The organism is Mesorhizobium sp. P2_C7, assembly GCF_056404515.1.
The window spans coordinates 20,099-35,091 of the sequence record NZ_JBFUDW010000015.1 but is presented as its reverse complement, the minus strand read 5'-3'; the positions used below and the strand labels follow the sequence as shown (position 1 = coordinate 35,091).

Sequence of the window (14,993 nt, the reverse complement as noted above, 5' to 3'; positions counted from 1 at the left end):
TCTGCACAGAGCGGTGCGGCTACTCAGCCCAGAGTTCGTGACGCAGGACCTGCCAGCTTTCCCTATCCGGAGCGACAAGCAGGCCACCGCCGACATGCGACGGCAGATAGGCGCTGCCGTCGAAACGCGCGGCGTGGCCGCCGGCCTCGACATGGATCAGCACACCGGCCAGATGATCCCACGGCATCAGCTTGTTGTAGACGACGAAATGGGCATGGCCGCTGGCCAAGAGGCGATATTCGTGCGCCGCGCAGCGATAGGCGAATTGCGACAGGATCTTCGTCTGGTTGCGCGCCAGCCGTGACCGCTCCGGTTCGGGCATGTATTGCCAGGAGACCGAGCCGGTCATTTCCGAGATCGGCGCAGGCGCCGCGACGTGGACCTTCTCAAGGTTGCCATGCGCATGCTGGATATGGCTGCCGGCGCCCTTGGCGCCGATCAGCCAGTCCTTGCCGACCGGATCGTGGATGATGCCGGCAACCGTCTCGCCCTTGACCACGACCGCCAGCATGACGCCGAACAGCGGCACGCCGGACGCGAAATTGAAGGTGCCGTCCACCGGGTCGATGACGAACGCCAGATCGGCATCGCCAAGACCATTGAGCAGCGCCGGATTGTCGGAACAGGCTTCTTCGCCGACCACCATCGCCGAGGGATAGCGCTTGCGCAGCGTGGCGGTGATGAGGCGCTCGGCATTGACGTCGGCCTCGGTCACCAGGTCGGCGGCCGAGGTCTTCTGCCGGATGTCGCCCTCGCCCAACTTGCGAAAGCGCGGCATGATCTCGACCTCTGCCGCCTCGGCCAGAATGCCGGCCAGCCAGTCGATCGCGGTGTCGTCAAATGTCATTGGAAATATCTTGCCTGGTGGTGAGGGTGTCGTTGAGCGCGGCGAAGTCGAACAGTTTTCTGTCGAGCAGGTGCGACGGCCTGGTATTGGACAGCGCGCGGATCATGGTGTCCTTGCGGCCGGGCATACGCTTTTCGATATCCTCGAGCATCGCCTTCATTGCGTTGCGCTGCAGGCCTTCCTGACTGCCGCAGAGATCGCAGGGAATGATCGGGAACCGCATCGCCACGGCGAACTTCTCGAGGTCGGTTTCGGCGCAATAGCTCAGCGGCCGCAGCACCATGACGTCGCCCTCGTCGTTGAGCAGTTTCGGCGGCATGGCGGCGAGACGGCCGCCATGGAACAGGTTCATGAAGAAGGTCTCCAGAATGTCCTCGCGATGGTGGCCGAGCACCAGCGCCGAGCATCCCTCTTCCCGCGCGATGCGATAGAGATGGCCGCGCCTGAGACGCGAGCAGAGCGAGCAATAGGTGCTGCCCTCGGGCAGCTTGTCGGTGACGACGGAATAGGTGTCCTGATACTCGATCCGGTACGGTATGGCGTGGCTGTCGAGATAGTCCGGCAGAATGTGTTTGGGGAAATTCGGCTGGCCCTGGTCCAGGTTGCAGGCCAGCAGATCGACAGGCAAAAGCCCGCGCCATTTGAGATCGAGCAGCACGGCGAGCAGCCCGTAGGAATCCTTGCCGCCCGACAGCGCTACGAGCCAGCGCTGGCCGGGCTTGACCATCGAGAAATCCTCGATCGCCTGACGGGTGAGACGCAGCAGCCGCTTGCGCAATTTGTTGAACTCGACCGAGGACGGCACATCGGCAAACAGCGGATGGAAGCCGCCTTCGCCGTCGGCAATCGGTTCAAGCGTTTCGATGTCTGGCAGCATGTTCATGGCATGTCGCTTTCGGTGGACACTTTGTTCGGAGTAATTCCGGGCGGAAAACCGGTTCCCACTTTTCCTGGAATTGCTCGGAGCGCCCGGATTAGCGGACATGGCAGACAAAGAAAAGGCCGCCTCGACGGGCGGCCTTTGGATGGTGTCGCAAAATGGGTTCGCTTAGCGCGAATAGAATTCGTCGCTTAGCGCGAATAGAACTCGACGACCAGGTTCGGTTCCATCTGCACGGCGAACGGAACGTCAGCCAGGCCGGGAATGCGCGAGAAGGTCGCGACCATCTTGTTGTGATCGGCTTCGATGTAGTCCGGCACGTCGCGCTCGGCCAAGCCCACCGATTCCAGAACGATGACCAGCTGCTTCGACTTTTCGCGGACTTCGACGACGTCGCCCGGCTTGCAGCGGAACGAGCCGATGTTGACGCGCTTGCCGTTGACGTTGACGTGACCGTGGTTGACGAACTGACGGGCGGCGAAAATGGTCGGCACGAACTTGGCGCGGTAGACGACCGCGTCGAGACGCGACTCGAGCAGGCCGATCAGGTTCTCGGAGGTGTCGCCCTTGCGGCGATCGGCCTCTTCATAGACCTTTCGGAACTGCTTTTCCGAAACGTCGCCATAGTGACCCTTCAGCTTCTGCTTGGCGCGCAGCTGCAGGCCGAAATCGGAAAGCTTGCCCTTGCGGCGCTGACCATGCTGGCCGGGGCCGTATTCACGCTTGTTGACCGGGGACTTCGGGCGGCCCCAGATATTTTCGCCGAGACGGCGGTCGATCTTGTACTTCGCGGATTCGCGCTTGCTCATCGCATTCCCTTTTCAAAACAACACACCCGGAACCTCATGGTCCGGGTGAAGGAAACGCGCCCTCCTCTGGCCTCCGTTTTCGAGACCTGACAGGGTTTTCCCACGCAACGCGGCGGAAAACCCACGGGACACGTCATTTCAAACAAGATCGGAAACGACTAGACATCCTGATCTTGCGCATACAAAACAAACACCGGACATCGCTGCCCGGTGGTTGTGACGGCTGGTTAAACCGAGATTCATCCGGTGTCAAGCTTGTGACTGGCATAGGGCCCGGCGACGAGATACCCGTTTTCCCGCGCAGATGCGGTGCACTTTGGTGCAGCTTCCAGACGACACGCGACCAGGGTCAGCTGTCCGACTTCTTTTCCGGCAGTCCCTTGCGCTTCGTCTCGGCGAACTCCTCGAGCTGCTTTTCGCTCATCGATTCATACATTCCCTTCGAAGCGCCTTTGAGCTCGCGCTTCTTGGTCTCGCCGCGCTTGGCCGACAAAGCGGCGCCGGCGGCTTTCTGCTGGGCTTTCGAGGTGGCTGGCATGGCTGTTTGTCCCTTTATTGCCTGGGAGAAAACGCAACGGCCCCGCCAATGTTCCTGATATCAGGCGACCGTCAGCCCGAACCCCTGCATCAGCCGGCTGGTGGCGAAATCCACCTTGCCGGAGGTGAAGACCGCAATGTCAGGCTCACCCACCGGCAATGGCCCGTCGACCGGCGCCAGCAGCGACATGGCGCGGCGGGCGATCGCTTCGGCCGGATCGATCCAGTCGACCGGCCAGGGCGCGGTCTTGCGCATGCGATTGGCCAGGAACGGATAGTGCGTGCAGCCGAGCACGACGATGTCGGTGCGGGCGCCGTCCTTCTCGACGAAGCATGGCGCGATCTCCTGGCGGACGATCTCCTCGTCGACGAACCCCTCGCGCATGTAGATTTCCGCCAGCGGCGCCAGCCGGTCCGAGCCGACAAGCCGCACATGGCATTTCTGCGCCCATTTGCTAATCAGGTCGCGCGTGTATTGACGCTTGACCGTGCCTGGTGTCGCCAGCACCGAGACGAGGCCTGAGCGCGTGCGCTCGGCGGCCGGCTTGATCGCCGGCACCGTGCCGACAAAAGGGTGACCGGGAAATTTCTCGCGCAACGCGTCGATCACCAGTGTCGATGCGGTGTTGCAGGGGATGACCGAAATCTCGGGTTGGAATTTTTCCAGCAGCGCGCCGAACAGGCCAAGGATATGGGCGTTGAGGGCCGGCTCCTCCCAGGCGCCATAGGGGAAGGCGGCATCGTCGGCGACATAGACAAAGCGGCGGTCGGGCATCAGCACGCGCGCCTCGCGCAGCACGGTGAGGCCGCCGATGCCGGAATCGAACATCAGGATCGGCCGCTCAGTCATTATCGGTTCCCTTTCCGCCGAGCGGCGGCATGTCGTCGTCCTTGCCGGTGCCGTCTGCCTTGTCCGCCAGGCGATCGCCTTCCGCCTTGCGGGCGCGCGCCACGGCCGCCGGCAATCGTCTTGGATCGTCGCCCGGTGAACCCTCGCCACGCGGCATCGCCGGTGAAAACCTGTCCAGGGACGAAATGATGCCGCGCAGCACCTTCAGCTCCGGCTCGGCGAAACCGGCACGCGTCAGCACGGCGCGCAGATTGTCGACCATCTTCGGCTTCTTCGGTGCGGGGCGGAAATAACCGCGCGCTTCCAATGCGCCTTCGAGATAGGCGAACAGGCCGTGCAGCTCTTCCTTGCTTGCCGGCTTCATTTCCGGACCCGAAAAATTGGTTTTGGTCTCGTCTTCCAGCCCGGACTTCATCCACTCGTAGGACATCAGCAAGGCCGCCTGGGCGATGTTGAGCGAGGAGAAATCGGGATCGACGGGGAAGGTGACGATCTCGTCGGCAAGGCCGACCTCGTCATTGTAGAGGCCGAAGCGCTCGCGGCCGAACAGGATGCCGGTGCGCTGCCCCATTGCATGACGGGTCCGGAGCACCCTGCCCGCTTCCACCGGGCCGCGCACGGATTTGAAGCCGTCGCGCTGTCTGGCCGTGGTTGCGAAAACAAAGTTCAGGTCGGCGAGCGCCGAGGCCAGGTCGTCGAACACCTTGACTGCGTCGATGACATGGTCGGCGCGGCTGGCGGCCGCGCGCGCCTTCTCGCTCGGCCAACCGTCGCGAGGGTTGACCAGGCGCAGTTCCGACAGGCCGAAATTGGCCATGGCACGAGCCACCATGCCGATGTTCTCACCGAGCTGCGGCTCGACGAGGATGATCGCCGGGCCAGCGGTCGTGAGGCCGTGCTGAAAGTCCGTTCCGGTCATGTTTTCCAGGTGAATGCGCCACGAAGTCTCCGCGTCGTGCCATATCGATGCGGCTTTTTGAAGAGTTATCCGCCACTTGACCGACAAATAGCCTTATACCGTCCCTTGGAAGATTGGCGGGATGCGGGGCCGCACTCGTGCTCTCAACCAAAAGACATTCGATCTCGTTTCTGCGAGATGGCTCGACCATGGCGCCTCAAACCGCCGGCAAACGGACCGGCCGGCATTCGCTGTTGCTATTGACGATATCTTCCATTTTTAGAAATCATCTACGAACCGAATGCATATTTATTTACGATGACGCATCTCGTCGGTGGAAAATCAAACTAGAAAAAGGTAATCTCCCGCCCGCTTGGGTCCAGCGTGTATTGACGAATGGTATTGAGAAGACGGAGCGTGCCTTGCACACTCCCGTCATCTATTCATGCCCCAGGCATTTCATCACGGATTTCAACGGCCGACGCAGGCGTTGGCCAAAATCTAGGAGGGGCAAATGAAAATCGTACGGTTTTTCCTTTCACTCGCCGTGTTGCTTGCAGCGTCAATCTTCCTGATCGCGCCAGCTTCCGCGCAGGCGACACGGACGTGGGTTTCGGGCGTTGGCAACGACGCCGATCCGTGCAGCCGAACCGCACCTTGCAAGACGTTTGCCGGTGCCATCTCGAAGACAGCGACGGCCGGCGAGATCAACTGTCTCGATCCGGGCGGCTTTGGCGCGGTCACCATCACCAAATCCCTCACCATCGACTGCAGAAACACTGAAGCCGGTGTGCTTTTTACGCTCGGCACGAACGGCATCATCGTCAACGCCCCCGCCGGCTCGATAGTGCATCTCCGCGGCCTCGATCTAGACGGTGTAGGCACAGGCGCCGACGCCGTGCGTATGCTTGGTCAAGGTCAACTGCATATCGAGGACTGCAACATAGAGCGGGTGACCAGCAACGGTGTCGAATTCGCCGCCAACGCGAACAGCGAACTCTACATAAGCAACACGCGGATAGCTGAGGCAGGCGCCGAAGGTGTTCTTATCAAATCGTCCGTGGCTGCTGGTATTAACGCCATCCTTTCGAAGGTGGAAATCACCAACAGCGGCAGCGGCATTCTTATCGACGGCACGGGCAACACCGTGGCCATGAACCTGACGCTGACCAACAGCCTGATCAGCGGCAACACCGGCAACGGCGTGGTGGTCAAATCCGTCGCAGCGGCATCGCCGGTGCGCGCGACGATTACCGGCAACACGATCAGCGCCAATGCCGGCGCCGGCGTCAACGCCAACGGTGCGGCTGCCAGCGGCAGCGGAAGCGCCATCGCCTTTCTCGGCGGATCGACGATCTTCGGCAATGTCACCGGGGTCAGCAATACCGGGAGCGGCGCCGTCCAGTCGTTCAAGAACAACATGATCGCCGGCAACGTAACCGACGGCACACCGCTCACCGCCTTCCCGGGCCCTGGCGGTACGCCGCTGCAATAAGCGACCACAGCCCGCGCGGTAGCGTGAACAAAGGCGATGCCGGCTGCCCCTCAAGGGATAGGCGGCATCGCCTCTTTGTTCCCGACTGCCATAGTGGGAGCCTGTCTTCCGCTGCCCGGTTGCACCGCTCGACCATGGCGCTTCAAACCGTCGACAAATGGACCCGCCCTGTGCTCGCTGTCGGCATCGGCGATATTTTCCATTTGTAAAAATCATCAACGATCCGAATGCATATTTATTTACGATGACGCGTCGCGTCACTGGAGAATCGAATTAGAAAAAGGTAATCTCCCAACCGCTTGGGTTTTCAACGTGTATCGACGGTTGGTATTTGGAAGATGGAGTGTGTCCTGCACGCTCCCGTCGTTTATTTGTGCCCCAAGCATTTCGACACCGGTTTCCATGGCCGACGAGGCGTTGGCCAAATCTAGGAGGGGCAATTGAAAATCTTACGGTTTTTCCTTTCACTCGCTGTGTTGGCTCTGGCGTCAGCCTTCCTGATTGCGCCAGCTTCCGCGCAGGCGACGCGGACGTGGGTTTCCGGCGTTGGTGACGACGCCAATCCATGCAGCCGAACCGCACCGTGCAAGACTTTTGCCGGTGCCATCTCGAAGACGGCTACGGCCGGCGAGATCAACTGCATCGACCCGGGCGGCTTTGGCGCGGTCACCATCACCAAATCCATCACCATCGACTGCAGAAACACTGAAGCTGGCGTGCTCGCGTCCCTCGTGAACGGCATCATCGTCAACACGCCGGTCGGCTCGGTGGTGCATCTTCGCGGTATCGACATAGACGGTATAGGCAATGGCCTCGACGGCGTGCGGATGGTTGGCCAGGGTCAACTGCATATCGAGGACTGCAACATAGAGCGAATGGGCGGCAACGGCGTCGAATTCGCCGCCAATGCCAACAGCGAACTCTACATAAGCAACACGCGGATAGCCGAGTCAGGCGCTGAAGGCGTTCTCATCAAATCGTCCGTGGCTGCTGGTATCAACGCCATCCTTTCGAGGGTGGAAATCACCAACAGCGCCAGTGGCATTCTTGTCGACGGCACCGGCAATACCGTTGCCATGAACCTGACACTGACCAATAGCCTTATCAGCGGCAACACCGGCAACGGCGTGGCGATCAAATCCGTCGCCGCGGCATCGCCGGTGCGTGCGACGTTGACCGGTAACACGATCAGCGCCAACGCCGGCAGCGGTGTCAACGCCAACGGTGCCGCGGCGAGCGGCAACGGAAGCGCCATCGCCTTCCTCGGCGGATCGACGATATTCGGCAACGTCACCGGGGTCAGCAATACCGGGAGCGGCGCCGTCCAGTCGTTCAAGAACAACATGATCGCCGGCAACGTAGCCGACGGCACGCCGCTCACCGCCTTCCCGGGTCCTGGTGGTGCGCCACTGCAATAAGCGACCGCCGCTTCCGCGGCAGCATGAAACAGGCGATGCCGGCTGCCCCGCGAGGGGCAGCCGGCATCGCCCTTTTTTTGTTCTCGATTGCCAGAGCGGTTCACCGTTTCACGGAAACGCCGAACCGCTCTATCTTTTTTGTTTTTGTCGCAATTCCCTGAGAGAAAGCGCCATGCGCTTTTCCCGAGAAAACCGCTTCACACTTTTCCTGGAATTGATCCGGCAGCAGGCTGCCTCGGCGTCGTCCCGGTTTGCACCACTCTGATCGCTTTGCTATAGGCGAAGTCCCTACTCTGGCGAGGTCTGCCCCGCCATCACCCAACTGTTGAACGAGGCATTCTTTCCATGGCGAAGATCAAGGTGGCGAACCCGGTCGTCGAACTCGACGGCGACGAGATGACCCGCATCATCTGGCAGTTCATCAAGGACAAGCTGATCCACCCTTATCTCGACCTCAAGCTTGAATATTACGACCTCGGCATCGAGCACCGTGACGCCACCAACGACCAGGTGACCATCGATTCGGCCAACGCCATCAAGAAATACGGCGTCGGCGTGAAATGCGCGACGATCACGCCCGACGAGCAGCGCGTCGAGGAATTCAAGCTGAAGAAGATGTGGAAGTCGCCGAACGGCACCATCCGCAACATCCTCGGCGGCACCATCTTCCGCGAGCCGATCATCATGAAGAACGTGCCGCGCCTGGTGCCGGGCTGGACCAAGCCTATCATCGTCGGCCGTCACGCCTTCGGCGACCAGTACCGCGCCACCGATTTCCGCTTTCCCGGCAAGGGCAAGCTGACGATCAAGTTCGTCGGCGAGGACGGCAAGGTCATCGAGCACGATGTCTACGATGCGCCGGGCGCCGGCGTCGCCATGGCCATGTACAATCTCGACGATTCCATCCGCGAGTTCGCCCGTGCTTCGCTGAACTACGGCCTGCTGCGCAACTATCCGGTCTATCTCTCGACCAAGAACACCATCCTCAAGGCCTATGACGGGCGCTTCAAGGACATCTTCCAAGAAGTCTACGAGGCCGAGTTCGAGGCCGAGTTCAAGTCGAAGAAGCTGTGGTACGAGCACCGGCTGATCGACGACATGGTGGCGTCCAGCCTGAAATGGTCCGGCGGCTATGTCTGGGCCTGCAAGAACTATGACGGCGACGTCCAGTCCGATACCGTTGCGCAAGGGTTCGGTTCGCTCGGCCTGATGACCTCGGTGCTGATGACACCGGACGGCAAGACGGTGGAAGCCGAAGCCGCGCACGGCACCGTCACCCGCCACTACCGGCAGCATCAGAAGGGCGAGGAGACCTCGACCAATTCGATCGCCTCGATCTTTGCCTGGACGCGCGGCCTCGCGCACCGCGCCAAGCTCGACGACAATGCCGAACTGAAGCGCTTTGCCGAGACACTGGAAAAGGTCTGCATCCAGACGGTCGAGAGCGGTTTCATGACCAAGGACCTGTCGCTGCTGATCGGCCCCGACCAGCCCTGGCTCTCGACCACCGGCTTCCTCGACAAGATCGACGAGAACCTGCAAAAGGCGATGGCCTGACCAGGCGAGACCCGGGAGGGGTACAATGGGCAAGCCCGTCGTCTACGGCGCGGACTACAGCGTCTATGTGCGCATCGTGCGGCTCGTGCTCGAGGAGAAAGGCATCGACTACGGGCTTGTGCCGGTCGATGTCTTTGCCGCCGAGGGCATTCCCGCCTGGTATTTCGAACATCACCCGTTCGGCCGCATTCCGGCCTTCGAGCATGACGGGTTTCGCCTTTTCGAGGCGAGCGCGATTGCAGGCTATGTCGACGAAGCCTTTGACGGGCCGGCGCTGCAGCCGAAGGATCCGCGCGGCCATGCGCGGATGAATCAGTTCATCGGCATGCTCGACGCCTATGCCTATCGGTCGATGGTCTGGGATGTCGCCGTCGAACGGTTGGAGAAGGAGGCGCCCGACGAGGCACTGATCGCCAAAGGGCTTTCGCAGGCGAGCAAGGCGCTTCAGACGCTCTCCTCACTGAAAGTGCCAGGGCCATGGTTGCTTGGCGACCAACTGACGTTGGTCGATCTGCATGCGGCGCCGATCATCGGCTACTTCGTCAAGGTCGCCGAGGGGCAAAAGCTGCTCGCGGAGTTCCCCGAGATCCAGGCCTGGTGGGACCGGATCGCTGCCCGTCCAAGCTTTGCCGCGAGCGGTCCTGCGGCCTGATCAGCCTGCGCCTGCTGTTCAATCCGGCCGGTTGTTCATTTCGGCCGCCGTTCATTCCGGAAGATAGATTTCCGCCTTCATGAAGGTCTTGGCGCGACCCAGGATCAGCACGCGATCGCCGGCCAGGTCACACAAGAGATGCCCGCCCCGTTGTGAGCACTGGAAGGCCGACAGGTGGGTCTTGCCGAGTTTTTCAGACCAGTACGGCACCAGCGTCGCATGAATTGAGCCGGTCACCGGATCCTCGGGAATGCCGGCTCCGGGAACGAAATAGCGGGAGACGAAGTCATGCGTTTGGCCGCGCGCGGTAATGACAAGGCCGAGCGGGGTGGAAAGCCCCTATCCTGAGCAGGTCGGGAACGAAGGACCGGACGGATTGCTCGTCGGCAAGCTCGACGAACAGGTTCTCAAAATTGCGAAAGCCCGCAACCGGATGCGGCGTCAATATCTCCTGCAGCGCCAGCATGGTTTCGCCATCGACAGGCTGCGGCGGAAAGCATGGCAGATCGAGCTGGTAGGCGCCTTGCCGCTGAGAGACCCGCAACTCGCCCACTCGCGTGGCAAAGGCCATGTCATCGGCCACATCGTGTTGCGAGGCTAGCACATGGGCGGTCGCCAGGGTGGCGTGTCCGCAGAAGTCGACTTCATGAACGGGTGTGAACCAGCGCAAGTCCCAGCCTTTGCCGTTCGGCCGCGCAAAGGCGGTTTCGGCAAGATTGTTCTCGTTTGCGATGGCCTGCATCATCTCGTCCGCCAGCCAGTCCTGCAAGATGAGGACGGCAGCGGGGTTGCCCTGAAAGGCGCGCTCGGCAAAGGCATCGACCTGGTACATGGTCAGCGTCGGCACGTCATCCTCCAAAAAGAGTGATCGCCGGCCGGGCGACCATCAGCCAAACGATCTGCAGCACTGCCGGCAAGAACAGACATGTCCGCCAAACTCGCCGACACGCCGCGTGAGACAAGAATGGAAGCGGCCTCGTCTTGCCGGATCAGGCCGATGATTCCCGAAGCAAGCCAGAATAGAGCCAGGCAGCCGAAGATGACAGGTTTTGCCAGCCAGAGGCGCGCGAACCATCGCTCCTGGACATGGGCGGGCATGGCGGCCAGCGTTGCTTCCAGCGGCTACAGCGGGTGGCCGCAAATCTGGTTCCATGGCCCGGCATTTCCGGTCACGCCACGCGCCAGCGCGGCAAGGGCTGCGCTGCGCAACGGCGATCGCCAGCTAAGGAGGCCAAGGCCATCGGCGATGGCGGCAGCAAGACGGCCGACAATGGCCGGCATCGGTACGACTTTCGCCTGCGGCAGGCCAAGCCATGCCCGAAAGGCCAGGAGAACATCGGCGAGCGGCCTGGCCTGCGCCTCGACGAGATCGACGGCAGTACGGGGCGGCAGCGATCCCGCGACCGCGCGCGAGACCGCTTCAGCAACGTCGGTGACCGCCACGGTCTGGATCGGCTGGCGCGACATGACGGCAGGGACAATACCGGGGAAGGCCGCAAGGGCGCGCAAAAGGGCTGTCCCGCCATAGGCGGCGGGCGCGATCACCAAACCCGGGCGCAGGATCGTCCACTCCAGCGAAGAGCCTGCGACAGCCCTCTCGCCCTGCGCCTTGCTGTTGAAGAATTGGTCGGCGGAGGACAGGTCGGCGCCGATCGCGGAAATCTGCGCAAAACGGCGCACGCCGGCCTGTTCGCAGGCCGCGACCAGCGCCACCACCGAATGCCGGTGGATGGCGTCGAGGCGATCGCGCGGGCCGTCCTGCAAGGCGCCTGCCGCATTGACGATTGCATCCATGCCGGTGACCACCGGCAGCCAGTGCTCAGCGGCAAGCAGCCGCGACATGTCGGTGGCGATCCAGCGCACCGCCGGCCAGCGCCGCTCGGCATCCACGACATCGCGACCAAGGCCGGCCACATGATGACCGTCGCGAAGCAGACGGCCGACGAGGGCTTCGCCGATCAGACCGTAGCCGCCAAGGACGAGCACCTTCATGCAGGGACTTTCAGGCTGCCTCCAGCGCCGCCTTGACCGCGGCGATCGCATCACTGGCTTTCGAGGCGTCCGGGCCACCGGCTTGCGCCATGTCGGGCCGCCCGCCGCCGCCCTGACCGCCCAATGCTGCGGAGGCCACGCGCACCAGATCGACGGCGCTGAAACGGCTTAGCAGATCATCGGTGACAGCGACCACGACGCTCGCCTTGTTGTCGTCGCCGGCGCCGACGAAGACGACGACGCCGGAACCGAGCGAGCTCTTGCCGGCATCGGCCAGCGGCTTCAGATCCTTCGGCGAAACACCCGAAACCGCCTTACCGAGGAAGCCGACGCCGGCGACAGTCTCGTTCTCCGACGGTGCACCCGCCGCGGCACCGCCGCCCAGCGCCAGTTTCTTGCGCGCCTCGGTCAGTTCCTTCTCGAGCTTCTTGCGCTCGTCGAGCAGCGCCTCGACACGCGCCGGCACGTCGGCCGGCGAGATCTTCAGCGTCGCGGCCACCGATTTCAAACGCCGGTCCTGCTCGTCGAGATGCTTGCGCGCGGCCTCGCCGGTCAAAGCCTCGATGCGGCGCACGCCGGCGGCGACCGCGCTGTCCGACACGACACGCACCAGACCGATATCGCCGGTCGCCCTGACATGCGTGCCGCCGCAGAGTTCGACCGAATAGGGCCGGTTGGCCTTGGCGCCATGCAGGCCCGTGCCCATCGACACGACGCGCACTTCATCGCCGTACTTCTCGCCGAACAGCGCCATGGCGCCCTCGGCAATGGCGTCGTCGACCGACATCAGGCGGGTGCTCACCGGGCTGTTCTGGACGACGATCTCGTTCGCCATGCGCTCGACCTCTTCGAGCTCCTCGAGCGAAATCGGCTTGTTGTGCGAGATGTCGAAGCGCAGGCGCTCGGGCGCAACCAGCGAGCCCTTCTGCGCGACATGGGTGCCCAGAACCTCGCGCAGCGCCTCATGGATCAGATGCGTCGCGGAATGGTTCGCACGCAGCCTGGAGCGGCGCGCATGATCAACCTTCAGCTCGACGACAGCGCCGGTCTTGACCGTGCCGCTGGCCACCTTGCCGACATGAACGAACAGCCCATCGGCCTTCTTCTGCGTATCGGAAATCTCGATCGAGAAGCCTTCGCCTGACATGATTCCGGTATCGCCCATCTGGCCGCCGGACTCGGCATAGAACGGCGTCTGGTTGACGACCACGGCAACTGCCTCGCCCTTGCTTGCGCTGTCGACGGTCTTGCCGTCCCTGACCAGCGCCTGGATGAGGCCTTCCGCCTGCTCGGTCTCGTAACCGAGGAATTCGGTGGCGCCCGCCTTCTCGCGCACCGGGAACCAGATCGTCTCTGTGGCCGCGTCGCCGGAGCCTGCCCAGTGAGCGCGCGCCTCGGCCCTCTGCCGCTCCATGGCATTGGTGAAGCCGGCCAGATCGACCGAGATGCTGCGCTGGCGCAATGCATCCTGCGTCAGATCGAGCGGGAAGCCGTAGGTATCGTAGAGCTTGAAGGCCGTCTCGCCATCCAGCATGTCGCCGGCGCCCAGTTTTTCCGTCGCCTCCGAAAGCAGGCCGAGGCCACGCACCAGCGTCTTGCGGAAACGCGTTTCCTCGAGCTTCAGGGTCTCGGTGATCAACTGCTCGCCGCGCACCAGTTCCGGATAGGCCTGGCCCATCTCGCGGACCAGGGCCGGCACCAGGCGCCACATCAAGGGATCGCGGGCACCGAGCAACTGCGCATGGCGCATGGCGCGGCGCATGATGCGGCGCAGGACATAGCCACGGCCTTCGTTCGACGGCAGCACACCGTCGGCGACCAGGAAAGACGACGAGCGCAGATGATCGGCGATGACGCGGAAGGACGCCACCGTCTCCTTGTCGGGACCGTGCCCGATGGCGGATGACGCCGCGTCGATCAGGTGACGGAACAGATCGGTCTCAAAGACGCTCTCCACCCCTTGCAGGATGGACGCCATGCGCTCCAGGCCCATGCCGGTGTCGATCGACGGGCGCGGCAGGTCGATGCGCTCCTCCTTCGTCACCTGTTCATACTGCATGAACACCAGGTTCCAGAATTCGAGGAATCGGTCGCCATCTTCCTCCGGGCTGCCGGGAGGGCCGCCCCAGATGTGTTCGCCGCGGTCGATGAAGATCTCCGAGCACGGCCCGCACGGTCCGGTGTCGCCCATCGCCCAGAAATTGTCCGAGGTCGCGATGCGAATGATGCGGTCGTCGGAAAACCCGGCGATCTTCTTCCAGAAGCCCGCCGCCTCGTCGTCCGTGTGATAGACGGTGACCAGAAGCTTGTCCTTGTTGAGCCCGAATTCCTTGGTGATCAGGTTCCAGGCAAGCTCGATGGCGCGCTCCTTGAAATAGTCGCCAAAGGAGAAATTGCCGAGCATTTCGAAGAAGGTCAGATGGCGCGCGGTGTAGCCGACATTGTCGAGGTCGTTGTGCTTGCCGCCGGCGCGAACGCTCTTCTGCGCGGTCGAGGCGCGCGAATAGGCCCGCTTCTCCAAGCCGGTGAAGACGTTCTTGAACTGCACCATGCCGGCGTTGGTGAACATCAGCGTCGGATCGTTGCGCGGCACCAGCGGGCTCGACGCGACGATCTCGTGACCCTCCTTGCGGAAGTAGTCGAGAAAAGTCGACCGGATCTCGTTCACGCCACTCATGAATGCTGCCTTTTCGAGAAAACCGCCGGCAAACCGGCGGAAAATGGGCTCTGGGTCTCAAAGCGCGTCGCGCTGAAAACGGATTCAGTCGATGCGCTTCAAGTTTTTGCTTCCATGCATGTCGTTGTCCCAAAACCGCTGCGCACTTTTGGGCGACATCCACAAAAAATAGACTTGGCCTTTTAGCGGTCGCACCGCACCCTGTCCAGAAACACGGAATTGGTCCAAATCGCGCGCTTGCCGACCATCGACGCCGGCCGCAAAACGAAAAACCGCCGGCTCGAAAGCCGGCGGTTTGGAACGCAAAAAACACTGAACTCAATTACATAAGCTTGAGATAATAGAACAGGATTATGGCCGATCTTCGGCCGGCATCCTGTG

Annotated in this window: 15 protein-coding genes; 4 read left to right on the top strand and 11 right to left on the bottom strand. The window is 62.2% G+C overall.

Annotated features, from left to right (window positions below):
- Positions 1 to 19: 19 nt before the first annotated feature.
- The 6 genes from AC1D2G_RS26535 to AC1D2G_RS26510 all read right to left on the bottom strand — a co-directional run bounded on the left by AC1D2G_RS26535 (position 20) and on the right by AC1D2G_RS26510 (position 4,842).
- On the bottom strand, positions 20 to 847 hold the full coding sequence (locus AC1D2G_RS26535; RefSeq protein ID WP_477417716.1) for an inositol monophosphatase family protein: 828 nt from the start codon (positions 845 to 847) through the stop codon (positions 20 to 22).
- Positions 837 to 1,730, bottom strand: coding sequence for a tRNA 2-thiocytidine(32) synthetase TtcA (gene ttcA / locus AC1D2G_RS26530; protein ID WP_477417714.1), 894 nt, complete (start codon positions 1,728 to 1,730; stop codon positions 837 to 839). The genes AC1D2G_RS26535 and ttcA overlap by 11 nt, the downstream gene beginning before the upstream one ends.
- A gap of 188 nt (positions 1,731 to 1,918) precedes the next feature.
- Complete coding sequence (gene rpsD / locus AC1D2G_RS26525) at positions 1,919 to 2,536, bottom strand: 30S ribosomal protein S4 (RefSeq protein ID WP_095085417.1); 618 nt, start codon at positions 2,534 to 2,536, stop codon at positions 1,919 to 1,921.
- Between the two features lie 349 nt (positions 2,537 to 2,885).
- A complete protein-coding gene (locus AC1D2G_RS26520; protein WP_477417712.1) occupies positions 2,886 to 3,074 on the bottom strand; it encodes a DUF3008 family protein in 189 nt (62 codons plus the stop codon).
- A 60-nt stretch (positions 3,075 to 3,134) separates the two neighbouring features.
- A complete protein-coding gene (murI, locus tag AC1D2G_RS26515; RefSeq protein ID WP_352655826.1) occupies positions 3,135 to 3,923 on the bottom strand; it encodes a glutamate racemase in 789 nt (262 codons plus the stop codon).
- Positions 3,916 to 4,842, bottom strand: coding sequence for an RNA methyltransferase (locus tag AC1D2G_RS26510; RefSeq protein ID WP_477417710.1), 927 nt, complete (start codon positions 4,840 to 4,842; stop codon positions 3,916 to 3,918). Before AC1D2G_RS26510 ends, murI begins: the two co-directional genes overlap by 8 nt.
- Before the next feature lie 493 nt (positions 4,843 to 5,335).
- On the opposite strand from AC1D2G_RS26510, the gene AC1D2G_RS26505 reads away from it, so the two are divergent.
- From AC1D2G_RS26505 to AC1D2G_RS26490, 4 genes are all read left to right on the top strand, one after another.
- Positions 5,336 to 6,316: a right-handed parallel beta-helix repeat-containing protein gene (locus AC1D2G_RS26505; protein WP_477417708.1), complete on the top strand. Its 981-nt coding sequence runs from the start codon at positions 5,336 to 5,338 to the stop codon at positions 6,314 to 6,316.
- Positions 6,317 to 6,756: 440 nt separating this feature from the next.
- The gene (locus tag AC1D2G_RS26500) at positions 6,757 to 7,734 is read left to right on the top strand and encodes a right-handed parallel beta-helix repeat-containing protein (protein WP_477417707.1); all 978 of its coding nucleotides are present in this window, start codon (positions 6,757 to 6,759) and stop codon (positions 7,732 to 7,734) included.
- A 345-nt stretch (positions 7,735 to 8,079) separates the two neighbouring features.
- On the top strand, positions 8,080 to 9,291 hold the full coding sequence (locus AC1D2G_RS26495; protein WP_095085403.1) for an NADP-dependent isocitrate dehydrogenase: 1,212 nt from the start codon (positions 8,080 to 8,082) through the stop codon (positions 9,289 to 9,291).
- Positions 9,292 to 9,316: 25 nt separating this feature from the next.
- Positions 9,317 to 9,943, top strand: a complete 627-nt coding sequence (locus AC1D2G_RS26490) for a glutathione S-transferase family protein (protein WP_477417705.1) — start codon at positions 9,317 to 9,319, stop codon at positions 9,941 to 9,943.
- Between the two features lie 51 nt (positions 9,944 to 9,994).
- Here the strand turns inward: AC1D2G_RS26490 and AC1D2G_RS26485 are convergent, their stop codons facing one another.
- Genes AC1D2G_RS26485 through alaS form a run of 5 tightly spaced genes read right to left on the bottom strand, consistent with a single transcriptional unit; the run spans position 9,995 to position 14,612 of the window.
- The gene (locus AC1D2G_RS26485; RefSeq protein ID WP_477417954.1) at positions 9,995 to 10,195 is read right to left on the bottom strand and encodes a PhzF family phenazine biosynthesis protein; all 201 of its coding nucleotides are present in this window, start codon (positions 10,193 to 10,195) and stop codon (positions 9,995 to 9,997) included.
- A 34-nt stretch (positions 10,196 to 10,229) separates the two neighbouring features.
- Entirely contained in the window at positions 10,230 to 10,790 is a 561-nt protein-coding gene (locus AC1D2G_RS26480) for a PhzF family phenazine biosynthesis protein (RefSeq protein WP_477417703.1), read from the bottom strand.
- Positions 10,778 to 11,041 (bottom strand): hypothetical protein, encoded by a 264-nt coding sequence (locus AC1D2G_RS26475; RefSeq protein ID WP_477417701.1) that lies wholly within the window; start codon positions 11,039 to 11,041, stop codon positions 10,778 to 10,780. Before AC1D2G_RS26475 ends, AC1D2G_RS26480 begins: the two co-directional genes overlap by 13 nt.
- 24 nt (positions 11,042 to 11,065) lie before the next feature.
- Positions 11,066 to 11,935, bottom strand: a complete 870-nt coding sequence (locus AC1D2G_RS26470; protein WP_477417699.1) for an NAD(P)H-binding protein — start codon at positions 11,933 to 11,935, stop codon at positions 11,066 to 11,068.
- Positions 11,936 to 11,945: 10 nt separating this feature from the next.
- Positions 11,946 to 14,612, bottom strand: coding sequence for an alanine--tRNA ligase (gene alaS / locus AC1D2G_RS26465; RefSeq protein ID WP_477417697.1), 2,667 nt, complete (start codon positions 14,610 to 14,612; stop codon positions 11,946 to 11,948).
- Positions 14,613 to 14,993 lie beyond the last annotated feature (381 nt).